At 53.9% G+C, this 21,040-nt stretch carries 22 protein-coding genes; 11 read left to right on the top strand and 11 right to left on the bottom strand.

Annotated elements, in window-relative coordinates; all coding sequences use genetic code 11:
- Nucleotides 1-25 precede the first annotated feature (25 nt).
- From EF096_RS01690 to EF096_RS01655, 8 genes are all read left to right on the top strand, one after another.
- Nucleotides 26-328, top strand: a complete 303-nt coding sequence (locus EF096_RS01690) for a hypothetical protein (RefSeq protein WP_123887865.1) — start codon at nt 26-28, stop codon at nt 326-328.
- Nucleotides 329-373: 45 nt separating this feature from the next.
- Nucleotides 374-784, top strand: a complete 411-nt coding sequence (locus EF096_RS01685; protein WP_123887864.1) for a hypothetical protein — start codon at nt 374-376, stop codon at nt 782-784.
- 3 nt (nt 785-787) lie between these two features.
- Nucleotides 788-1,015 carry a helix-turn-helix transcriptional regulator gene (locus tag EF096_RS01680; RefSeq protein WP_123887863.1) on the top strand — a complete coding sequence of 76 codons (228 nt, stop codon included), beginning with the start codon at nt 788-790 and terminating at the stop codon, nt 1,013-1,015.
- Nucleotides 1,016-1,719: 704 nt separating this feature from the next.
- On the top strand, nt 1,720-2,184 hold the full coding sequence (gene bfr / locus EF096_RS01675; RefSeq protein WP_123887862.1) for a bacterioferritin: 465 nt from the start codon (nt 1,720-1,722) through the stop codon (nt 2,182-2,184).
- A 567-nt stretch (nt 2,185-2,751) separates the two neighbouring features.
- The gene (locus EF096_RS01670) at nt 2,752-3,831 is read left to right on the top strand and encodes an extracellular solute-binding protein (RefSeq protein ID WP_158611221.1); all 1,080 of its coding nucleotides are present in this window, start codon (nt 2,752-2,754) and stop codon (nt 3,829-3,831) included.
- 419 nt (nt 3,832-4,250) lie between these two features.
- Nucleotides 4,251-5,075 carry an FAD binding domain-containing protein gene (locus EF096_RS01665; RefSeq protein ID WP_158611220.1) on the top strand — a complete coding sequence of 275 codons (825 nt, stop codon included), beginning with the start codon at nt 4,251-4,253 and terminating at the stop codon, nt 5,073-5,075.
- Nucleotides 5,072-7,363 carry a xanthine dehydrogenase family protein molybdopterin-binding subunit gene (locus tag EF096_RS01660; protein WP_123887859.1) on the top strand — a complete coding sequence of 764 codons (2,292 nt, stop codon included), beginning with the start codon at nt 5,072-5,074 and terminating at the stop codon, nt 7,361-7,363. The genes EF096_RS01665 and EF096_RS01660 overlap by 4 nt, the downstream gene beginning before the upstream one ends.
- The gene (locus tag EF096_RS01655; protein WP_158611219.1) at nt 7,360-7,854 is read left to right on the top strand and encodes a (2Fe-2S)-binding protein; all 495 of its coding nucleotides are present in this window, start codon (nt 7,360-7,362) and stop codon (nt 7,852-7,854) included. The genes EF096_RS01660 and EF096_RS01655 overlap by 4 nt, the downstream gene beginning before the upstream one ends.
- On the opposite strand, the gene EF096_RS01650 is transcribed toward EF096_RS01655, so the two are convergent.
- The 7 genes from EF096_RS01650 to moaC form a co-directional block, all read right to left on the bottom strand.
- Nucleotides 7,851-9,722, bottom strand: coding sequence for a methyl-accepting chemotaxis protein (locus EF096_RS01650; protein ID WP_123887857.1), 1,872 nt, complete (start codon nt 9,720-9,722; stop codon nt 7,851-7,853). The genes EF096_RS01655 and EF096_RS01650 overlap by 4 nt on opposite strands.
- Before the next feature lie 113 nt (nt 9,723-9,835).
- Nucleotides 9,836-11,026, bottom strand: a complete 1,191-nt coding sequence (locus tag EF096_RS01645; RefSeq protein WP_123887856.1) for a coiled-coil domain-containing protein — start codon at nt 11,024-11,026, stop codon at nt 9,836-9,838.
- Between the two features lie 68 nt (nt 11,027-11,094).
- Nucleotides 11,095-12,477 (bottom strand): oxygen-independent coproporphyrinogen III oxidase, encoded by a 1,383-nt coding sequence (gene hemN / locus EF096_RS01640; protein ID WP_123887855.1) that lies wholly within the window; start codon nt 12,475-12,477, stop codon nt 11,095-11,097.
- A gap of 120 nt (nt 12,478-12,597) precedes the next feature.
- Nucleotides 12,598-13,593 (bottom strand): GTP 3',8-cyclase MoaA, encoded by a 996-nt coding sequence (gene moaA / locus EF096_RS01635; RefSeq protein ID WP_123887854.1) that lies wholly within the window; start codon nt 13,591-13,593, stop codon nt 12,598-12,600.
- Between the two features lie 45 nt (nt 13,594-13,638).
- Entirely contained in the window at nt 13,639-14,097 is a 459-nt protein-coding gene (gene moaE, locus EF096_RS01630; RefSeq protein ID WP_123887853.1) for a molybdopterin synthase catalytic subunit MoaE, read from the bottom strand.
- Nucleotide 14,098: 1 nt separating this feature from the next.
- The gene (moaD, locus tag EF096_RS01625) at nt 14,099-14,347 is read right to left on the bottom strand and encodes a molybdopterin converting factor subunit 1 (protein ID WP_123887852.1); all 249 of its coding nucleotides are present in this window, start codon (nt 14,345-14,347) and stop codon (nt 14,099-14,101) included.
- On the bottom strand, nt 14,344-14,820 hold the full coding sequence (gene moaC, locus EF096_RS01620; RefSeq protein WP_123887851.1) for a cyclic pyranopterin monophosphate synthase MoaC: 477 nt from the start codon (nt 14,818-14,820) through the stop codon (nt 14,344-14,346). Before moaC ends, moaD begins: the two co-directional genes overlap by 4 nt.
- Before the next feature lie 309 nt (nt 14,821-15,129).
- Between moaC and ahpC the strand changes: the two genes are divergently transcribed.
- Entirely contained in the window at nt 15,130-15,693 is a 564-nt protein-coding gene (gene ahpC / locus EF096_RS01615) for an alkyl hydroperoxide reductase subunit C (RefSeq protein WP_123887850.1), read from the top strand.
- 104 nt (nt 15,694-15,797) lie between these two features.
- Nucleotides 15,798-17,378, top strand: a complete 1,581-nt coding sequence (gene ahpF, locus EF096_RS01610) for an alkyl hydroperoxide reductase subunit F (RefSeq protein ID WP_123887849.1) — start codon at nt 15,798-15,800, stop codon at nt 17,376-17,378.
- Nucleotides 17,379-17,438: 60 nt separating this feature from the next.
- Here ahpF and EF096_RS01605 read toward each other — a convergent pair whose 3' ends face one another.
- The 4 genes from EF096_RS01605 to purU form a co-directional block, all read right to left on the bottom strand.
- Nucleotides 17,439-18,671, bottom strand: a complete 1,233-nt coding sequence (locus tag EF096_RS01605) for an HD-GYP domain-containing protein (protein WP_123887848.1) — start codon at nt 18,669-18,671, stop codon at nt 17,439-17,441.
- A gap of 162 nt (nt 18,672-18,833) precedes the next feature.
- Complete coding sequence (locus EF096_RS01600; protein ID WP_123887847.1) at nt 18,834-19,025, bottom strand: hypothetical protein; 192 nt, start codon at nt 19,023-19,025, stop codon at nt 18,834-18,836.
- Nucleotides 19,022-19,435, bottom strand: coding sequence for a CBS domain-containing protein (locus EF096_RS01595; RefSeq protein ID WP_123887846.1), 414 nt, complete (start codon nt 19,433-19,435; stop codon nt 19,022-19,024). The genes EF096_RS01600 and EF096_RS01595 overlap by 4 nt, the downstream gene beginning before the upstream one ends.
- Nucleotides 19,436-19,468: 33 nt before the next feature.
- Nucleotides 19,469-20,320: a formyltetrahydrofolate deformylase gene (purU, locus tag EF096_RS01590; protein WP_123887845.1), complete on the bottom strand. Its 852-nt coding sequence runs from the start codon at nt 20,318-20,320 to the stop codon at nt 19,469-19,471.
- A gap of 338 nt (nt 20,321-20,658) precedes the next feature.
- Here purU and mvaT point away from each other — a divergent pair, with 338 nt between their 5' ends.
- The gene (mvaT, locus tag EF096_RS01585; protein ID WP_123887844.1) at nt 20,659-21,027 is read left to right on the top strand and encodes a histone-like nucleoid-structuring protein MvaT; all 369 of its coding nucleotides are present in this window, start codon (nt 20,659-20,661) and stop codon (nt 21,025-21,027) included.
- Nucleotides 21,028-21,040: the final 13 nt, after the last annotated feature.

Here is a 21,040-nt window from a genome sequence, read left to right as displayed (position 1 = left end):
CATTGCGGGAGGGAGAAGTAATGTCATGAACAAAGAACAGGTGTACGACGAAACAATCAGCCCACTGATGCAGCAGATCATCGAGACCTGCCAGAGGCACGGTATCGCCATGATGGCCAGCTTTGATATCGCGCATGACGGCGAAGGCCCTAACGGCGAGGACTGCTCAAGCCTTATCTGTAGCAGTCTGCTGCCTGATGGCGAAGGCAATCCCAACCCAGTCTTTACGCAAGCTAACGCGCTCATACGCCGAGGAGGTAGACCGGCGCCAATGATGCTGACCACCGAGCACGGCGACGGATCCAAAACGATGACCGCGATTATCTAACCACACCCCACTTTGGCACCACCCTACACGCCGGGAGGCAATCTAATGCGCACAAAGAAAGACATCCTTGATGAAATGACGCATGCCGAGCTGATCTCTTGGGTTCGGCGCCAGTTCTTTCATCGCCTGCCAAAGCGTAGCGAGATCCTTTACCACCGCTGGGAGTTCCAGTCCGCGAAATTGGCGGAGGATTACCGTAAAGAACTGGACCGCATGAAGGACTTCAGCTTCGCCAAGAGAGACGAGCTTGCGAGACAATGCAACGCAACGAATTGCACCACTGAGAAGCTGAGACTGCTTAACCAGATGCAGCCATACCACGACACCTATAACGAGCACTTGAAGCGCTATAAAGCGCTGGATCGGCGGCAGGAGAAGGTTGATCAGCTATACGAGCAGATTGATGTCGAGCAAGCGAAAGAGCAGGCGAAGATCGAACTAAGCCGGGAGGCATGACAGATGAATGAAGCAAAGATAATCGACCCGGACAGCTATATCATCCGGATCAACGAAGCTGCCAAGATGTGTGGCTTCTCTCGCTCGGGACTGGACAAGCTGCGCCTTAAAGACGCAACATTCCCCAAGGCAATATCGTTGACCAATAGCAAAGCGCGCAACGCGCCACGCGGTTTTATTTATGCCGAATTGAAGGCATGGATTGATCAGCGAAAATCACTGCGCGAATAGACAGCAACGCTTTTCCTGTATGGTGCCGTGTATGGCGGCACCGATATAAGCGCTAAAAGCCCCGCCATACCTGATCAGTTCGATTCCCTTCACCCGCTCCAGTAACTCCCTGTTTTTCAATAAAATCAACTGCGCTTTATGGGCTCCTGTCGCCAAAATGTCGACACCAGGAACGCTGAATACTGCCCACACCTTACAGATCAGAAAAATCGCTGATCGTCCCTCGAAAGCCAGGCCACCAAATCCAGATGACGCCTTGGTAGGGACGAGCCAACACAGCCCTCCCCTATAACCAGCAACAACTGGCGTATAAACACGTCAACAGTGCCAGTGCCAAACATATCACCAGCACTGAGAGGAACTGCAGCTAATGTCACCGTCGACACTAGAGCTCATAAAATAGGGTCGTCCGCACCTGCTACAATCAACATCATCAATGATGCTAACGCCATACTGCCAAGGCATTAGAAGCGAAAGAAAACCTTATTTCAGGATACTAAAACTTGCCTAATGTGGCGTGACACAACTATTAAGTTACGCGCAAAAGATACGATCAAGACTTACTCTCACCACGTTTTTCAATATCACAAATGAGACTATAACCCATTGTAAGTAAAAGCATTTAATTCATCATAATGATAGCAATACAAGTTTAATCTAGGCACAATTCCACTATATTCGAATAGCTGCAGGAGTACCGCACAATGCAAGGCCAACCAGAGGTTATCAATTGCCTGATCGAGCTACTGCGAGGCGAGCTGGGAGCTCGTGACCAGTACTTCCTGCATTCGCGCCTTTACGAGGACCTGGGCTACAGCAAGCTGTACGAACGCATCAACCACGAAATGGAAGAAGAAACCCAGCACGCCGATGCGATTCTCAAACGCATCCTCTTCCTGGAAGGCAAGCCGGACATGCGCCCCTCTGCCATTACCCCCGGCTTCACTGTGCAAGATATGCTGGAAGCAGACCTGAAACTTGAGTACGAGGTACGCGACAACCTGGCCAACGCAATCGCCTTGTGTGAACGGCATGGTGACTACCCCACTCGCGAGATGCTCGAGGTTCAGCTGAAAGATACTGAAGAAGACCATGCCTACTGGCTAGAGCAACAGCTGCGCCTGATTAAAATGGTGGGTGAACAGAACTACCTGCAATCACAGATGTGAGCGAGCGGTAGATCTTAGAAAAAAGGCCCCGACAACGACGTTGTCGGGGCCTTTTCATTTAGAGAGCCCGCCAATAATTTTCAGCGGGGCTGAGCAAAAAACACACTGCCATGCTACTAATCGAGCAAACCGCGCGGACGCTCGGTCGTATCCGCCTATCCATCGCCTGGACGATTGCTATATTGATGTAAGACAAAACCTGAGCGAACAATACTTGGCATGCTAGCGAGCATGGAAAGCAGCTGACAACTAAACAGTGTCAGGCAAGGGACTATACGCTGCTTGTGAATCAGCCAGTGACCAACTGACTTTTGTCAGCTGCAAAGACGGGGCTTAGTTCTTTAAAGCGCTGATTAATGCCTAGCAGGTGGCAAATTCGCTATTTTCACCATACCAAAATGCCGAGCAAGCTGATGTAATTGACGGTAGTGTTAATAGAAATATACCTACTAGCCGATCAAATAGTCGGCCCAGCCTTGGGTACTTGACTGCCACGGCATACAGGAAAGCAGGACACTAACGCTAAGCTTATCGTCTTTCTAATTAAAAATAATGAGGACTTACACTATGAAGTACCTGCTCTGCATCGTCGCCTTGTGCGCAATGAGTCAGGCACATGCCGAAGACGTGATTCGCGTCCTGAACTGGAATGACTACATTGAACCGACTCTTCTAGACAAATTTGAGCAGCAGACAGGGGTTCGCGTCGACTATCAAACCTTTGAGGAAGGCCAGGAACTCATCGCAGCAATGAAAGGGGAAGAATCTTACGACATCGTAGTGCCCTCGCATTACATGCTTAAGCAGATGATCGCAGAGCAGGCCCTGATGCCTATCGATAACAGCAAACTGAAAAACTATAACAACCTGGATATTTGGCTAGTCTCCGTTTTGGCCAGTATTCCTCGCGCCAGCGAGCACGCAGTACCCTATCTATGGGGCGCTAACGGTCTTGCTGTTAACGTGCCCCTGGCCGAAGCCGCGCTAGGCGAAAACGTGCCGCAGAGCTGGGCCCTGCTATTCGACGAGTCATATACCTCGCGCCTGTCATCATGCGGCCTGGGTATGCTGGCAGCTCCGGAAGAAGTTGCTTCAGTGCTAATGAATTTCCACGGCAGACGTCTATCCGGAAGTACTAGCCGCAAGATAGCCCGCACCTTCGAATCAATTGATTATCTGCGCAACAGTGTGAGTGAAATCAATAACTGGGAGCACGTCGAAGCACTTGCGCAGAACAAGATTTGCGTGGCATTGACCTGGGGTGGTAACGCACTATTCGCCATGGCTGAAAACCCTGACATACAGTTTTGGATTCCGGAGGCGGGCTCGAGTATTTTCATCGATACCCTGGCCATACCGAGCAATGCACCAAACCCCGACCTGGCTTACCAATTTATCGACTTCTTGATGGAGCCGGAAAACGCCATTCTCAATGCAACTGCTTCCAACTTCTACCCCACAGTATCCAGTGAGTCAGCCGAAATGCAGGCGTTTACCGAAGCCAACCCATACCAGGTCATGACCGTGGAGCAACGCCGTCGGAGTTACTTGCTGGAATCTTTGACCGAAGAGCAGAAGTCCGCAGTCGATCAAGCATGGGAGCGCTTTGTAAGCCCGCGCCAAGAGCCGCAAGCGACCGCAGAGTAATGCACATGCTGCTTCGTTCTGGCGTGAATGCCGGGCGAAGCAACTAACGGCAAATCGAGCGGGCCCAGTACGGGGTAGAACCCGACCAAAAGGCCAGCTTTTATAAAAAGCTGACTTTCCGAAAAATAAATTCTGAAATCCTTCTCAAGCTAAGTGTTATTACACGCACAATAATGCTGCACTATTCAAGCGACTGCACCGTCATTTAGCCCACTTACCCCTCCTCTTCCTCTGCCTCTAACAGAGCACATCTTTTAGCTGACCAATCAGACAGCTATTCACAAAAACAGCACCAAATACAACAAGATGGCATTTTTCCTGCATAAACCAATAGCACCCCACTACTGGAGCCAGCAAGTGAATCTGATCAGGCCAGCAATGCAATTCCTATCGTGCCCATCAAGCCAATGACGATAGCCGTGACCGACCGCACTCAAACGCATATTCTGTTCCCACAGAGCGCTTTTGAAGCGGTTGCTTTGGCAGTACGCCATCAAGCGCCCTATATAGCTGGCGCGACCGCTCTTCAGCTAAGCTGGAACAAAACGGCGAACTGGCCCACTCAAGCTGTTGCACTCAGCGGGCTGAGCGAGTTGATCGGATGCAAGCGTTTGGCAAGCAGCTGGCAGCTCGGCGCCTTAACCTCATTGGCGGAGCTAGCCAATAACAGTGCGCTAGCCGAATACATGCCACTGCTTTCTCAGGCAGCCGTTAGCGTTGGCGCTGCCGGCGTACGTCAACTCGGGACTCTGGCTGGCAACATCGGTTTTGCTGGCGATCTAATGCCTTCGTTACTGGTACTGGATACCCAGGTTCTTTGGATTGATCAACATGGCAGGTCGCAACAACAACCGCTAACGCAGTGGCTTGAAGCGCCGCAGCCGCAGGGCTTGATCACTGCTTTGCAAATACCCGTACCCCTGGCCGGTAGCATTACCCGCATGGAAAAACTCGCCAGTCGCAGCGCTTTCAATCCACCATTGTTGAACGTAGCCAGTCTGCAATGTTGGCAAGAAGGCCAACTGCAGAAACTGCGGCTGGCCATTGGCGGCAATGCTATTCAGCCTTCTCTGTTACCGATCAGCCCTCATTCGCTTCCGCTCCAGGATAGTCGTCGCGTGTTGAACTCTGCCTTGCGCGCCACCCTCGACAGCATCCTGCCGCTCGGCTGCGCGCAGCGTGACTACCTGATATCAGCCGGCGCCAAGCTGCTGTGCGACCAACTGAGCCCAAATTTGTCATGAATAATGTCCCAACCGCCGTACCGCTGGACCAAAAGCATTTTGCCGAAAGATGGAACGCCCGCCCTGACAGCACCGAGAAAGCTTACGGACTCCAGCAGTACCCCACCGACGAATTGCACTGGCCCGGATTACTGCACGGCCGGATCCTGCGCAGTGCCTGGCCGCACGCGCACATCTTGCATATCGACTTGAGCCAAGCTCGCAGCCTGCCCGGTGTACGTGCGGTCGTTTGCGCTGAGGACATTCCAGGCACCAACAGCTACGGCATCATCTTTCGGGATCAGCCCGTATTCTGCACTGACAGAGTTCGCTTTCTTGGCGATGCTATTGCTGCAGTGGCAGCGGATAGCCCCGAAATTGCAGCTCACGCACTCACCCTTATCAAGGTAGTTTATGAGCCACTACCCAACATCGGCGATAGCCAACAAGCTCTGGCCTCAGCAGCGCCCCGGCTGCACCCCGATGGCAACCTGCTGGATAGCTCACGACTGGGTCACGGCGATATTGACGCTGGCTTTGCTCAGTGCAGCTATATCGTCGACAGACGCTACAGCACGCCGCGCCAGATGCACGTATTCATGGAGACCGAAGGCGGCGTGGCTATTCCCGAGCAAGACGGCAGCCTGACCTTTCGAGTCGGCTGCCAAAGTGGCCATCGCGACCGCGATCAGCTCGCTGATATTCTAGGATTACCCCAGCATAAGGTACGGGTTATTGGCCTTTCTACCGGCGGTGGTTTCGGCGGCAAAGACGAGCTGACCATGCAGCCCGCTGCGGGCTTACTGGCCCTGAAAACTGGCCGCCCCGTGCGCATTCATTACGACCGCCAAGAGTCCACGCGGGCCGGTATCAAGCGCCATCCGATACAGATGTTTGCACGTACAGGCTGCGACGCCGAGGGCCGCCTGATTGCCCATCAGCTGCATGCTGTGCTGGATACCGGAGCCTATGCATCTCTCGGTCCCGCAGTGCTGACCAACTTCAGTGATCACGCAGCCGCGCCCCTGTATCGCATACCGCACGTTGAGGTACAGGGCCAGCTGGTCTACACCAACAACAGCGTCGCCGGTGCCTTTCGCGGATTCGGTGGCAATCAGGCGACCTTCGCAGTGGAAAGCCAGCTGGACAAGCTGGCGCTGGCTGCTGGACTGTCACCTGCGGAGCTACGCCGCCGCAATCTGCGCACTCCGGATGACGACGGCGTCGAAGGCCAAAGCCAGCAAATGCCCTGTCACCCCAACACGCTGCTGAACGCTGCTATCGCATCACCATTATGGCAAATCAACCCCGCTGACGCAGAGCACGGACGCTGGCTGAGCGGCGTGGGCATGGCACTAGGCGCACAAGGCAACGGCTTGGGCAATGGCTTGCCTGATTCGGGCGGCGCCAGCCTGCGCCTGACCAAACAAGGCCACATTCAGCTAGCCTTTGGGTTTATCGAGTACGGACAAGGCGTAGTTGCCGCCGTTCAGGCTTTGGCCTGCGAAGCGCTTGGCTGCAGCGCGGAGGATTTGGATATTCGCTTGGGCGACTCAGACGGTCCCGATTCCGGCCCTACCAGCGCTTCGCGCAGCACCGTGATAGCCACAGAAGCACTGCGGCGGCTGCGCGACGACTGGCAACAGCAGCTGATCCAGCTGGGCAAATCTTTACTGGGCGATCATCGGGCATTATGCACCGGTGCGGGCGGGCTCTGGTACGACGAGCCAAAGGGCAAGCGTGCTATCAGCTATCAAGCACTGGCGAGCGGAGTCAAAGACCTGTCACTGCCGGCGCTAAAAATCCATTTTGACTTTCCCACTGGCCCCGACGCTCAGCCCAAGGGGCGCTACCTGCAACTGCTTATTGCCACTGTTGCCCGCGTCAGAGTCGACCGTTTCACCGGAAGCGTGAAGGTGTCCCATTTGCACCACATCGCCGCCGGCGGCAAGGTCATCCATCCCCCGAGCTATAGAGGTCAAATCGAAGGAGCGGCCGTCATGGGAATGGGTATGGCGTTGCTGGAAGACGTACCCATGCACAACGGTGAATACCAACTCGATAACCTCGATGCCTATCTGATCCCAACCCTGGCCGATGCACCTGCGCAGCAAGTTGATGTGATCGAAACCATTGTCGCCGGCGATCAATACCCTGTGCGCGGTATCGGCGAGCTGGGCATTGAAGCCATCAGTCCCGCATTGATGGCCGCGATTCAAGATGCCACTGGTATACGGCCATGCGACCTGCCCGCTCGCCCCGCGGCACTACTAGCCGCTATGACCGCTGCCGAGGAAAACCTGCCATGAGCACCGAAAATACTACTCCGAACATGCAGCTAAATTTTACCTTGAACGGGCAGTTGCTGAATATGAGGGTCGGCCCGGCCCGCCGCTTGCTGGACATACTGCGCTTAGACCAAGGACTCACTGGTCCCAAGGAAGGCTGCAGCATCGGGCGCTGCGGGGCCTGCACGATTCAGCTCGACGGAGCGGCAGTGCCAGCGTGTTTACTGCTGGCCTATCAGGTGCAGGGCAAAGAGGTGATTACTGTTGAAGGGCTGCGCTCCAAACCTGCATTTCAACGGGTAGCGGACAGCTTGATCGAACACGGCGCGCTGCAATGCGGCTACTGCATCCCGGGGATAGCCACTAGTTTAACCGCCGCCCTGACGCAACGCCCGAACGCCAGCGAAGGCGAGCTTGAGCAGGCCATGCACGGTAACTTGTGCCGCTGTACTGGGTACAGCGGCTTACAGCAGGTGATCAAGGACTTGGCGACCCCTGCGCCAAACAACTAGATACGGAAGCTACCCACCAACTCACGCAAGCGAGTAACCTGTTGCTCAAGCGAAGTGCATGCGCGCAGGGTCGCCTGCAGATTGTCTACGCCCTCCTGGTTGAGCATATTGATATCGGTTATATCCACGTTGAGGCTTTCGATTACTGAAGTCTGTTCCTCGGTCGCAGTAGCAACTGACTGGTTCATGTTATCAATCTCGCCAATACCTAGCGTAATCTGATGCAATCGCTCCCCCGCTTGCGCGGCCACACTCACGCTGTGTTCACTATACTGCTGGCTATCGCTCATCAGGGTCACAGCGGAGGCTGCGTCACTACGCAATCCTTCAATCATCACCTGAATTTCCTGTGCCGAGCTTTGTGTGCGATGCGCCAGATTACGTACCTCGTCGGCGACCACTGCAAATCCTCGTCCGGTTTCTCCGGCTCGGGCTGCCTCAATCGCAGCGTTGAGTGCCAGTAGATTAGTCTGCTCGGAAATACCCTGGATCACCTCAAGAATGCGCCCAATGTCCTCGGTCTTATTACTCAACTGCTCTATCGTTTTGCTCGACTGACGGATCTTGTTCGACAACTCCTGCATGGCGGCAATGGTCTTGCTGACAACCTCGCTACCCTGCTCTGCACCGTCGCGGGCACCGCTGGCTTGCGTAGAGGCGTCTGCGGCATTACGAGCAATCTCTTGCGCAGCTGCGCCCAGTTGATTGATTGCCGCTGCCACGCTATTGGTTCGCGCAGACTGCTGATCCGAACTCGCCATATTCGCGTTGGAGGCATCAAGTACTCGCAGCGCCACATCATTCAGCTCACTACTGGTTTGAGCGACCTGACTGATAGATTCGTGAATACGCTCTACAAACTGATTGAAAGCCATAGCCAGACGGCCAAACTCGTCGCGGCTATGAACCGGCAACCGCTTGGTCAGATCGCCTTCCCCTTTAGCAATATTATCCAGCGCGTGACCAAGTGAATTGAGCGGCTGCAGCAGATAACGCATCAGTAGGCTGAGCAATAGGACAATGGCCGCCAAGGCAATAACAGCAGCAATCAGAGCTGAGATACGAAAGCTGGTCAGACTGGCAAATGCCTTGTCCTGATCCACTGACAATCCCACGTACCATTCCACGCCGGGTAAACCATGAACAGGGACGAAAGTGAGCATCCGCTTCTGCCCGTCAAGCACAGCTTCGCTTAAGGCGCTGTTGATCTGTGGTGTATTTTGCGGATAAACATCCTGCAGCTTCTTCATCTGCAGGTCGGTGTCGGGATGAACTAGTATGTCGCCATCACCACTGACCAAAAACGCGTAACCCAGACCATTGAACTCCAGTGCGTTGATAATCCCCGAGATCACCTTGAGATTAAGATCGCCCCCCACCACATCAGGGCCAGCAGGCGTCGCTATGGTCATGATCAGATCGCCCGTTGCGGCATCGACGTAGGGTGCTGTCAGTATGGTCTTGCCTGAGGCTTTGGCATCTTTAAACCACGGACGCGTACGCGGATCATAATCCGCCGGCATCGCAGAGTCGGGGCGCATGGTGAAGTCGCCGTTGGCAGCCCCCAGATAGCTGAACTCAAACGTCTGCTCGAGTGTTTTCTGTTGCAGCAGCGGCACCAGACGATAGGCCCCTTCGCTCTGGGTATTGGCCGCCAGATTTTCTAACAGAAGAATACGTCCGGATAGCCAGTTGCTGATATTTTCTGCAGTAAGACTACCGGCATCCGCCAGGTAGGTTTGCAGATTATCCTGCAACGTCTTGCGCTGCAGATAATCGTTATAAACAGAAAATGCAGCAAAAGCGGCGATAACCACAACACAGGCAGCACTGACAATTTTCTGGTTAAAACTCAATTGCACAGCCATATCTGTTGCCTCGGCGATAAAGTAATAACCTCTAATCGTCCGCAGCAGACAAAACTTTATCTAAAACCGATGAACAGCGTACAAAGGGTGCAACAGCGCCGTTGCTACAAGCGTCACTCGATGACTCTTCGCGCAGAATACGTTCCAGCCAGCCAGGGCCGCCAATCGATCCGCCAGATTGCCCGCAACCCCTTGATTAGGAGATACAGGAACAACAACGGCAGTATCAACGTACGCAGTACAAAGAGCGTCATAGCCCTCAGCACGGTATCAACAGCACTATCCAATGCCTGTTTGATCGCCAAATAGGTTTCCGGATCGGCGGCACGCGCAAACTGTTCGCCCAAGGGTATGGCATCAGTAGCACCGTCCGCTTTAGCCTCCTGCACTGCCGCGCGTTCCTGTCCGATATCCGCTAGCCGCTGCACGAGTGGCCTAAACTGATCCTCAACCGCCTGCTGTTGATCCTCCAAACGCTCAACCTGCCTGAGCAGGGCGATATGATCTTCGCTGCGAGAAAAGGGATTAAGACGCGCCATACCGCCAAGTTGCTGCTCCAGCTCAGTCAATGCCCGACGGCTCTGGGCCAGCGCGTGGCCCAGTCGCTCCTGCTCTGCCAGTAACTGATTACGTTGCTGTTGCAACGGCCGCTCGCGCTCTCGGAGCGCATTCAGCGCGGGCTCGGTATCCAACACAGTCGCGTTGCCGCCCAGGGTCTTTACTTGTGCCGGCAGGTTATCCAACTGCACCACCTGCTGCCGTGTTTGATCATCCAGAAAGTAGTGATCGACCACGCCGTTGAGCAATACGACGGCGGCCATGGCAAAACGCAGAAACAACAGCGCCAGGAATAACCTCAGAGAACTGGCAGCCCACCTTCCACGTCGCCACCACAAGCTGAACGCCAATAAAATCGCACTTAGTGTGATCAGTACTTTGAATACGCTATGCGATACCACTCCGAGCAGGATTTTCTGGGTGAGCAGAGAACCAATAGCCCACTGCATTAGCGTGCCATATTGTTCAATCAGGTCATTGAAAGGATCGAGGAGCTCGCCAAGCGTCACTGCTACACCGCCAAACAAGCTAAAGCTCAGGGTAGTTGACTGCAGTACCGAGATCAGCGCGTTAAGTGCTCGCGCAGAGGCAAAGGCAACCGAGGCCTGTAGCAAGGCGCTATCGACATAGTCCACCGACGACCGGTCAGCGCTGCCCAACCACGACAGTAGCACTACTGCTGCCGCAAGGATCAGCAGTAGGGTACGAAACCAAAAAGACCGTTGCCTGCCCACATAGCTATGCATGAAATACCCCTGGCTGCTTGCTCCGAGGTATCCAGCATACCAGCACCGCCTAATTCAAGGCACAGGGGTTAGATGATGCGAGAGAACCGTTGTGCGCTTTGCTCACTCTGATAAGCATCAAACAGCATGCAGATAGAACGGATAAGCAAACGGCCCGCTGGCTGGACCCTGATGCTACCTGGAGTCAAGATCAATAGTCCGTCGCGCGCCATCTGCTCCAGCATGGGCAGGCTGTCGGCGAAGTACTCATGAAACTCGATACCAAAGCGCTTCTCGATGTCAGCGAAGGAAAGTTTGCAATGGCAGATCAACTGGGCGATTACCGCGCGCCGAATATGATCATCCGTATGGCACATCAAGCCGCGATGAGTGGCCAACCCACCTTCCTGCAGCACCTGTTGATAGTGCTTTATATCGCTACTGTTCTGGCTGTATAGATCGCCAATCTGGCTGATCGACGACACACCGAGACCAATCAGGTCACAATGACCATGGGTTGTGTAGCCCTGAAAATTACGCTGCAGCTCACCACTGTCCTGGGCAATACTCAGGCTATCATCAGGCAAGGCAAAGTGATCCATCCCGATATAGCGATAGCCTGCGGCCAGCAACTGTCGCACGCTGTTTTCAAACATCAGCAATTTATCTTGTGGCGTTGGCAGATCAGCGCTGTTGATGCGGCGCTGCGGCATGAAGCGCTCGGGTAAATGGGCGTAATTGAACACCGACAGACGATCCGGTTTCAGCGCAATAATGGCATCGACCGTTTCCGCAAATCGCTCCGGCGTCTGTTTAGGCAGCCCGTAGATAAGGTCAATATTGATTGAACGGTACGCCAGGGTGCGCGCTGCATCCATCACCGTTTGCGTCTGCTCCTGACTCTGCAAGCGGTTTACCGCTCGCTGCACTTCGGGGTCAAGATCCTGCACGCCAAAGCTGACGCGATTGAAGCCCAGCTCACGCAATAGCCCCATGGTCGCCCAATCGGCTTCACGTGGGTCGATCTCGATACTGTAATCCCCACCATCATCATCACGCAGTAAAAAGTGTTCGCGCAAACTCCCCATCAGCTCACGCAACTCGGCATGGCTGAGGAAGGTCGGTGTGCCGCCACCAAAATGCAATTGCTCAACGTGCTGATCCGGCCCCAGCTGCTCGCTGACCAGTTCTATCTCACGCTGCAGCGCTACAAGGTATTCACGGGCTCGGCTACGGTCCTTGGTGATGACCTTGTTGCAGGCACAGTAATAGCAAATATTCGCGCAGAACGGGATATGTATATAGAGCGACAGACTGCGCTGGTTTGCTCGACTATTTTCCAGCGCATGCACATAGTCCGTCGAGCGAATGCCATCATGAAATTGCACGGCCGTAGGATAGGAGGTGTAACGCGGACCGGCGTGATCGTAGCGACGAATCAGGTCTGCGTCCCAACGAATAGAGCTGAGCATTAGGTTCTCCGGCGTTTGAAAGTCTGAGCATGCAGACTACGCCGCCACCGGGTTTAAGGTGTTGACCCGGATCAATAGAGCAAAGGGAAGCAAACAGGCACCAAAAGCGCTACAACGCGATCAGCCGCCTGTCGCGTTCATAAAGCGCAGGACTTGAACCTCACCATCGACAGCGAACTCGTGACGGGCAGGCTTATGCTGCAGAGCACGCTCCAATGCGGCGACAATTGGCGCATCGTCATCAGGATAGCGACGCACCAGATCACGCATATCAAGCGCGTTCTCATGCCCAAGACACAGCAGCAACCTGCCTTCGGTCGTCAAGCGAACACGGTTGCAGGTATCGCAGAAATTATGCGAATGCGGCGAGATAAAGCCAATACGGCTATCGGGATACCCCTCAACCCGCAGGTAACGCGCGGGGCCGCCACTGCTTTCACTGCTGTCGATCAAGCTATGGTGCTGACTGATCATCTCACGCACTTCGGCGCTTGAGCAGAAGGCTTCGCCGCGCTCGCGCCCTACATCACCGAGCGGCATTTCTTCAATAAAGGTGATATCGAGCCCACGCTGCAGGGCGAAATCGGTCAGCGCGCTGACCTCATCGTGATTACGGCCCTTCATCACCACGACATTCAACTTGGTCCGTTCAAAGCCCGCTTTGCGTGCAGCTTCAATACCCGCCAGCACCTGGCTAAGCTCACCCGTACGGGTAATGGCCTTGAACTTATCCGCCTGCAGGCTATCCAGGCTGATATTAAGGCGCTTGACGCCGGCGTCGACCAGCGGCTGGGCCAACTTATCGAGTTGTGAGCCGTTGGTAGTCATAACCAGCTCATCCAACCCAGACAGGGCGCTGATGCGCGCGCAGAGATCGACGATACCTCTGCGCACCAGTGGCTCGCCGCCGGTCAGGCGTATCTTGCGCACACCCTGTGCAACAAAAAGCCGGGCAACACGCTCGATCTCTTCGAGACTGAGAATCTGCGCACGCGGCAAAAAGGTCATGTCTTCGGCCATGCAATAGACACAACGAAAGTCACATCTGTCAGTCACCGAGAGGCGCAGATATTCGATGCGGCGTCCCTGACCGTCCTGTAACCGACCTTGTGTCATACCTTGCTCCGTTTGCTGCTTGTCTGCCACTCTATCACGGCTGAATCATGGCTGGGACGACCAGCGCTCCAGTGCCTGTTCATCACTTTCTCGCGATTCAACCCAGCGCTCGCCTTGCGGCGTATTCTCGCGCTTCCAGAACGGCGCGCGGGTCTTCAGGTAATCCATAATGAATTCGGTAGCCGCAAAGGCCGCCTGACGATGCGCCGAAGCAACGCCGACGAAGACGATAGGCTCGCCCGGCTCAAGCTGACCTACACGGTGGATTAACTGCACGTCCAACAATGGCCAGCGCACAGCGGCCTGCTCAGCAATACTCAGCAGCGCTTTTTCGGTCATGCCCGGATAATGTTCAAGCCACATACCAGCAACGCTGTTGCCATCATTATAGTCACGCACGTATCCGACAAAGCCAACCACTGCACCCGTACCCTGGTTGTCACCTTGCATACGATTCAGCCATTCACCCGGATCAAAGGTCTCGTGCTGCACAGCGATACGCATATCAGCCCCCGGTAACCGGAGGAAAGAACGCCAGCTCATCACCATCAACAATTGCAGTATCTAACGCACACAACTCCTGATTGCGCGCGCACATGATGCGCGGCTCGGAAAGCACCTGCCAGGCCTCACCGCGCGCCAGCAGATGCTGACGTACATCACCCATGGTACGAAAGCTGGTATGCCAGGGTAATTGTTCGGTATCACAGCCTAGCTGCTCACGGTAACGCGCAAAGAATTGAAGATGAATCATGCCGGAGCCTCTGCTTGATAGTCGCCACTTTTACCACCCGACTTCTGCAGCAGGCGAGTAGCTTCTATGACTATGCCTTTGTCGACTGCTTTGCACATGTCATAGAGCGTAAGCGCTGCCACGCTGGCGGCAGTCAATGCTTCCATCTCAACGCCAGTCTGACCAGCCAACTTGCAACGCGCCTGAATGCGCACGGCGTCCGGCGCCTCCAACAGCAGCTCTACTTTGACGCTGGTCAGCATCAGTGGATGGCACAACGGAATTAGCTCAGAGGTTTTCTTGGCAGCCTGGATCCCCGCTATGCGGGCGACCGCCAGCACATCACCCTTGGGGTGTCCGCCGGATTGAATCATCTCGAATGTGTGCGGGCGCATGCGCACCAGCGATTCCGCCAGTGCTTCGCGTGAGGTAACCGCCTTTTCGGTCACATCGACCATATTCGCGCGGCCTTGTGCATCAAGGTGAGTCAGCATACATTTGCTCTATCGGGTTCAGTTGGCCCTACTTTACTGGATTCGCCGACCGCTATCAGCCTCGGGAACCCACAACCAGGCCAAATGGTCACAAAGCTCAACGAACCTGAACAGAAAAACCGGGCATTTTCCGCACATGCCTGACGTAATAAAATGGCTGGTGAGCTTGAATTACAGCGTATTGGCCTCAGATAGTTAAAATCTATCTGCAATTTAGTTGAAATTTATTTTAAGTATCCTGGCGAGGAGCCTATTATTGCTCCTGTCTTCTTAACCAACCAGACAAACAACTCAATAAGGAGTTTATCGATGTCAGTTATCAACACCGAAATCAAACCGTTCAAGGCTCAGGCATTCAAGAACGGCGAGTTCATCGAAGTCACTGAAGCCGATGTAAAAGGCAAATGGGCTATCTTCTTCTTCTATCCAGCTGACTTCACCTTCGTTTGCCCAACCGAGCTGGGCGACGTTGCCGATTACTACGAAGAACTGCAGAAGATGGGCGTAGAGGTTTACTCCGTATCCACCGACACTCACTTCACCCACAAAGCCTGGCACGATGCGTCTGAAACCATTGCCAAGATCAAGTACACCATGATCGGCGATCCTACCGGTGTCGTTACCCGCAACTTCGACAACATGCGCGAAGAAATGGGCCTGGCTGACCGCGGCACTTTCATCATCGATCCACAGGGCATCATCCAAGCGGTTGAAGTAACCTGCGAAGGTATTGGCCGTAACGCTGAAGACCTGGTACGCAAGGTCAAGGCTGCTCAGTACATTGCAGCGCATCCGGGCGAAGTATGCCCAGCCAAGTGGAAGGAAGGCGAAGCCACCCTGGCTCCTTCTCTAGACCTGGTCGGCAAAATCTAATATTGCCTGATGACCCGGCCCGCTGCGGAGCGCTATGCGCTCCCGGTTGGCGGGCCGGGTTTTTTTCGCCCAAAATTTGACCAATTTCTTTTAAGGACACGCACATGTTGGACGCTAATCTGAAGAAACAACTGGACACGTACCTGCAGAATATCGTTAAACCGATAGAAATCAGCGTGTCCATTGATGACAGCCCCAAGGGCCAAGAATTAAATGAACTCGCGGTCGAAATAGCAGAAATGTCGAGCAAGATCGACTTGGTTTCTGCCGACGACAAGCGCAGCCCGAGCATGGCTATTGGGCCAAGCGGCCAGCCGCCACGCGTGCGCTTTGCCGGTATTCCCATGGGCCATGAGTTCACCTCGCTGGTACTGGCATTGCTGCAGGCCGGTGGACACCCATCCAAGGCAGACCCGGCTTTGCTTGAGCAAATCCGCAACCTGGAAGGCGAGTTCCACTTTGAGACCTACATTTCTCTGTCCTGCCAAAACTGCCCGGATGTCGTGCAAGCGCTGAACCTGATGGCGACGCTAAATCCCAACATCACTCACGTCATGATTGACGGAGCCTTGTTTCAGGATGAAGTCGACGAACGCCAAGTCATGGCAGTGCCATCGGTCTACCTCAATGGCGAGCACTTTGGCCAAGGCCGCATGACGCTGGCTGATATCGTCAACAAAGTCGACAGCGGTGCATCCAAGCGCAAAGCTGCCGAGCTGAATGAGAAAGCACCTTACGATGTGCTGATTGTCGGCGGCGGCCCAGCGGCTGCTTCTGCTGCCATCTATGCTGCACGCAAGGGTATTCGTACCGGTATCGTCGCTGAACGCTTTGGTGGCCAGGTATTGGATACTGTCGGTATCGAAAACTTCATATCGGTGCCTTATACCGAAGGTCCTAAGCTGGTTGCCAACCTGGAACAACACGTTAAGGAATACGATGTTGACCTGATCACCGAGCAGACAGCCCAGCAAATCAGCACCGGTGATTACGTTGAGATTGCGCTGAAAAGCGGCGCCACGCTGCTGAGCCGAGCCGTGATCCTGGCTACCGGCGCGCGCTGGAGAGAGATGAACGTGCCGGGTGAGCAGGAATACCGTGGTAAGGGCGTGGCTTACTGCCCTCACTGTGATGGCCCGCTATTCAAAGGCAAGCGCGTAGCAGTGATTGGGGGTGGTAACTCAGGTATTGAGGCGGCAATCGATCTGGCAGGTATTGTCGAGCACGTGACCGTTCTGGAGTTTGCCGACACCCTGCGCGCCGATGAAGTATTGCAACGCAAGGCACGCTCCATGCGCAACATCGACATCATCAAGAGCGCACAGACCACAGAAGTGCGCGGTGATGGCAAAAAAGTGGTTGGTCTGACCTACAAGGACCGTGCAACCGAGGAGCTAAAGCAGGTAGATGTAGCAGGTATTTTCGTACAGATCGGCCTGATACCCAATACCGAGTGGCTTAAAGATAGCGAGCTGAACTTGACCCGCTTCGGCGAGATCGAAATCGATGCACGCGGCGCGACCAACATTCCCGGCGTCTTTGCCGCCGGTGACGTTACCACCGTGCCGTTCAAGCAGATTATCGTCGCCATGGGAGCTGGCTCTACCGCCTCACTGGCTGCTTTCGATCACCTGATTCGCACAGCGGACCCGGCAGAAGCCGGCAAGCAGGCGGCCAACGCCTGATAAGTAAATGGAATAGAAAAAGCCGCTCTTTGAGCGGCTTTTTTGTGTGCAGGCGGGCACTCAGCTTGGCAACCACAAGCGGTCCAGATTTTTGAAAGGCCAATCCTCCGGATTTTCGCGCCCCACTATCTTGTCCTTCTCAGCCGGATCAGCCAAATCCAGCAAAGTAACGGGAAGCCCCTGCTTGAGGCGCACCGAATAAAATACGCTGACTTTAGGCATCAATAACGAGGCGGTACTCTGTTCAACCACCACTCCCAGACGCTGAGATTCCAGGCGCACCAAAGAGCCAACCGGGTAAATACCCAACATCCGCACAAACAACTTGAACAGTGCAGGATCAAAATGACCTTTCCAGCCAGCCATCCGGCTAAGCGACTCGGATGGGTCCCAGCCCACTTTATATGGGCGGTTGGAGGTAATCGCATCATACACATCGCAGATCGCCCCAATACGTGACAACAATGAAATACCCTCTCCCTCCAAGCGCTCAGGATAGCCGGTACCATCGAGCTTTTCGTGATGGTGCAAACAGACATCCAGTACCGCCTCTGGCACGCCCTCCCAGTCCATAAGCAGCTTGTGACCCTCAACAGGGTGCGTTCTCATCACCACAAACTCTTCGTCAGTCAATTTACCCGGTTTGTTGAGGATCGCTTCAGGCATTACAGCCTTGCCCATATCGTGCATCAGCCCGGCCATGCCTGCTTCCAGTACTTCAGGCTCGCCCAGCCCGACAGCGCGAGCCATACCCACCATCATTGCGGCAACAGCCACCGAGTGCAGATAGGTGTATTCATCCTTGTGCTTGATGCGGGCAACGCTGATGAGCGCGTGTGGATTTCGGCTCAGAGAGCCATTCATCTCAGCTATCAACTCATTAAGCCCATGGGTGTTAACCACCTGCCCCAGGCGAGCATCCTTGAACATATCCTTAACCGCCTGCTTGCCTCGACTGAATATCTGCCGAGCGCGCAAAATCTCGTCCGCCATGGAACTGGTAGCCGAGTTTTTAGCGGAGGTAGGTTTGGGTGGGGATTCAGCCGGCGGCTGTTCAGCGATGATGCCCTCATCAGACACAATCTCATCAGCAGGGGCAGGCAAAACAACATCAAGTCCCTTGCTCACATCTATCACCAGCTCGGTGATGGCACTTTCCTGAATACGCTGCAAAGTCTGCCGATCTTCAATCAGCAGTTTGCTGGACCAAAAGGGATGATCGATCCAGGCGCCACAAAAGCGCTCGACATACATGCCAATACGCACCTGGTCAGTTGTTATTTTTTTCTGCATCGTAACTGAGAGCCCTTTTAAACAGGGTAAGTTGAACTCTATCCTTACCAGCTCTTAAGCAGCAGCTGTCTCTGCAACCAAGCACCCAAGCACCAGCGCTTTTTGGCATAGCCCTTTGCCAGCTTCAGTATAGGCAAACCCCGGCCCAAATGACCAACCCCATTATTCAGACTTGGCTAATGGCGGCTGCGCGCGCTCATCAATGGAAAAGTCTGCACCCATTTCGTCATTCAGGTCATCAGGCGCAAAGCGCAGGAGGCAGCCCTCGCCCTGCATCCCCGGCATGCTCGCCGAGCCTGCCGCCAAGGGATCGAGGCTGTCTTCATCGCTATCGTCAAAAGGTGAGGAGTTCATTTTGGCGCCGCATGCTCATTATACTTCTGCATGGCGCGCAGAATGTCTCGTCGGCTGATTTGCCCTACCAGTCGACCTTCGTCGATTACAGGTAAGCGGCGCCGACGCATACGTATAAAGTGCTCAGCGGCTTTGACGATATCAGCATCCGCATCAATGGTCTCGACCACGACCGTCATGACCGATGCCACCGTACCACCCACTTCCTCAAAGTAACTGCCAGCGAGAATCCCCTTGAGACAATCGCCCTCGGATAACAACCCAACCAAGTTGCCGTGCTCATCCAATACCGGCGCACCGGAAATCTGGTTGACCAATAGGCGATCAATCGCCCGAAACAAATCCATGTCTGCGGTAAAAGTAACCAGATCAGACGTCATATAGTCACGTACTTTGATCGATTTCAGCATAAAGCCTCCTGCTTCGGGTTGTATCCTTTTAGCTTAGCTGAACACCACCGTCTTGTTGTCGTGGACCAGCACACGATCTTCCAGGTGATAACGCAGACCACGTGACAGCACCATTTTTTCGACATCCTTTCCTAACCGGACCATGTCATCGGCGTTGTGGCGGTGCGTTATACGCACCACATCCTGCTCGATGATCGGACCCGCATCCAACTCTTCCGTCACATAATGGCAGGTCGCTCCAATCAGTTTCACACCACGCTGGGCGGCTTGATGATAAGGACGCGCGCCCACAAACGACGGCAGGAAACTATGATGAATATTAATAATGCGATGAGCATAACGCTGACAAAGCTCAGGCGGTAATATCTGCATATAACGCGCGAGAACAATACAATCTGCCTGCTGCTCGGCAACCAGTTCGTTTACCTTGGCAAAAGCCGGTGCTTTATTGGCAGGATCGACAGGTACATGATGGAAAGGAATACCATGCCACTCGACCATACTGCGCAAGTCATCGTGATTGGAAATAACGCTGGTAATATCACAGGCAAGTTCACCACTATGCCAACGATGGAGTAAGTCGGCCAGACAGTGGGATTCACGACTCGCCATCAGAACGACTTTTTTGCGCTCAGCGGAATCACTAACGCGCCAGTCCATCTGAAACTCGTTACCAATAGGCGCAAACGCCGTGCGCAAACCATCAACATCAAAAGGCAGCGAATCGGCTCGTATTTCATGCCGCATGAAAAACCAACCAGACAAATTGTCGGAATGGTGATTGGCCTCAGTGATCCAGCCGTTATACGCCGCCAGTACATTACTCACCTTAGCGACAATACCAACCCGGTCAGGACAGGCAATTACCAACCTGAAAGTACGCATTTCCACTCCTCGCTCAGTTGTCATAACAATGATCACACTATTTTAATGTAAGTAGAGACACAAAGTAGGCACGCCAAGTCAGCCACCCACCCTGGAACTAAATGAAAAAGCGCCAACACGCCTCTACTGTAAAACAGTGTATTTTAACCGGTCCGCCGATTCAGGTGCAGATAAATAATCACTATCCCACTAAGGTTTACCGCCCGAACAACCTGAGGATGGCTAAAAACAGCTATTCTTTGTCATGGACAAGTTGCAACTTGTTGTAAGCCAGAGCTGCTTAAACTAACATTGAGCGGTTTCCAGCTATTTAACCTCGTTTTAAAAGGTAGACTTCCATGTCCATGCTTCAAGAATATCGTCAAATTGAAGAAACCATTCGCGAACTTAATGAGCGCCTTCAGTCGCTGTCCAATGATGACAAGCTGAAAAAAGAGATCGAGTTTGAAGAAAAACTGCGGACTCTGATGGGTCAGTACAACAAATCACTGAAAGATGTTGTCTCCATTCTTGATCCTGATAACAAAGCGGGCACAGGTAAGAAAGCCGCTGGTGGCGTCAAGCGTGCTCGCAAGGTCAAGCAATACAAGAACCCGAATACCGGTGAAGTAATCGAGACCAAAGGCGGCAATCACAAAACGCTGAAAGCGTGGAAAGAGCAGTATGGCTCCGAGAAAGTTGAATCCTGGATGACCATCCTGGGCTGAAGCCATTTGCGTT

The organism is Pseudomonas neustonica, assembly GCF_003797945.1.
GTDB lineage: Bacteria > Pseudomonadota > Gammaproteobacteria > Pseudomonadales > Pseudomonadaceae > Halopseudomonas > Halopseudomonas neustonica.
Note: the sequence above shows the minus strand (reverse complement) of the source record. Positions and strands in the feature narration are given on the sequence as shown.

Excerpts from the sequence above, each read along its gene's own strand:
- EF096_RS01600 (WP_123887847.1), bottom strand. The coding sequence starts at position 19,025 with ATGAACTCCTCACCTTTTGACGATAGCGATGAAGACAGCCTCGATCCC.
- moaD (WP_123887852.1), bottom strand. The coding sequence starts at position 14,347 with ATGATTCATCTTCAATTCTTTGCGCGTTACCGTGAGCAGCTAGGCTGT.
- purU (WP_123887845.1), bottom strand. The coding sequence starts at position 20,320 with ATGCGTACTTTCAGGTTGGTAATTGCCTGTCCTGACCGGGTTGGTATT.
- EF096_RS01690 (WP_123887865.1), top strand. The coding sequence starts at position 26 with ATGAACAAAGAACAGGTGTACGACGAAACAATCAGCCCACTGATGCAG.
- EF096_RS01670 (WP_158611221.1), top strand. The coding sequence starts at position 2,752 with ATGAAGTACCTGCTCTGCATCGTCGCCTTGTGCGCAATGAGTCAGGCA.
- EF096_RS01650 (WP_123887857.1), bottom strand. The coding sequence starts at position 9,722 with ATGGCTGTGCAATTGAGTTTTAACCAGAAAATTGTCAGTGCTGCCTGT.
- moaA (WP_123887854.1), bottom strand. The coding sequence starts at position 13,593 with ATGACACAAGGTCGGTTACAGGACGGTCAGGGACGCCGCATCGAATAT.
- EF096_RS01605 (WP_123887848.1), bottom strand. The coding sequence starts at position 18,671 with ATGCAGAAAAAAATAACAACTGACCAGGTGCGTATTGGCATGTATGTC.
- EF096_RS01685 (WP_123887864.1), top strand. The coding sequence starts at position 374 with ATGCGCACAAAGAAAGACATCCTTGATGAAATGACGCATGCCGAGCTG.
- EF096_RS01645 (WP_123887856.1), bottom strand. The coding sequence starts at position 11,026 with ATGCATAGCTATGTGGGCAGGCAACGGTCTTTTTGGTTTCGTACCCTA.
- bfr (WP_123887862.1), top strand. The coding sequence starts at position 1,720 with ATGCAAGGCCAACCAGAGGTTATCAATTGCCTGATCGAGCTACTGCGA.
- moaE (WP_123887853.1), bottom strand. The coding sequence starts at position 14,097 with ATGCGTATCGCTGTGCAGCACGAGACCTTTGATCCGGGTGAATGGCTG.
- EF096_RS01660 (WP_123887859.1), top strand. The coding sequence starts at position 5,072 with ATGAATAATGTCCCAACCGCCGTACCGCTGGACCAAAAGCATTTTGCC.
- EF096_RS01595 (WP_123887846.1), bottom strand. The coding sequence starts at position 19,435 with ATGCTGAAATCGATCAAAGTACGTGACTATATGACGTCTGATCTGGTT.
- ahpF (WP_123887849.1), top strand. The coding sequence starts at position 15,798 with ATGTTGGACGCTAATCTGAAGAAACAACTGGACACGTACCTGCAGAAT.
- hemN (WP_123887855.1), bottom strand. The coding sequence starts at position 12,477 with ATGCTCAGCTCTATTCGTTGGGACGCAGACCTGATTCGTCGCTACGAT.
- ahpC (WP_123887850.1), top strand. The coding sequence starts at position 15,130 with ATGTCAGTTATCAACACCGAAATCAAACCGTTCAAGGCTCAGGCATTC.
- EF096_RS01655 (WP_158611219.1), top strand. The coding sequence starts at position 7,360 with ATGAGCACCGAAAATACTACTCCGAACATGCAGCTAAATTTTACCTTG.
- EF096_RS01680 (WP_123887863.1), top strand. The coding sequence starts at position 788 with ATGAATGAAGCAAAGATAATCGACCCGGACAGCTATATCATCCGGATC.
- moaC (WP_123887851.1), bottom strand. The coding sequence starts at position 14,820 with ATGCTGACTCACCTTGATGCACAAGGCCGCGCGAATATGGTCGATGTG.
- mvaT (WP_123887844.1), top strand. The coding sequence starts at position 20,659 with ATGTCCATGCTTCAAGAATATCGTCAAATTGAAGAAACCATTCGCGAA.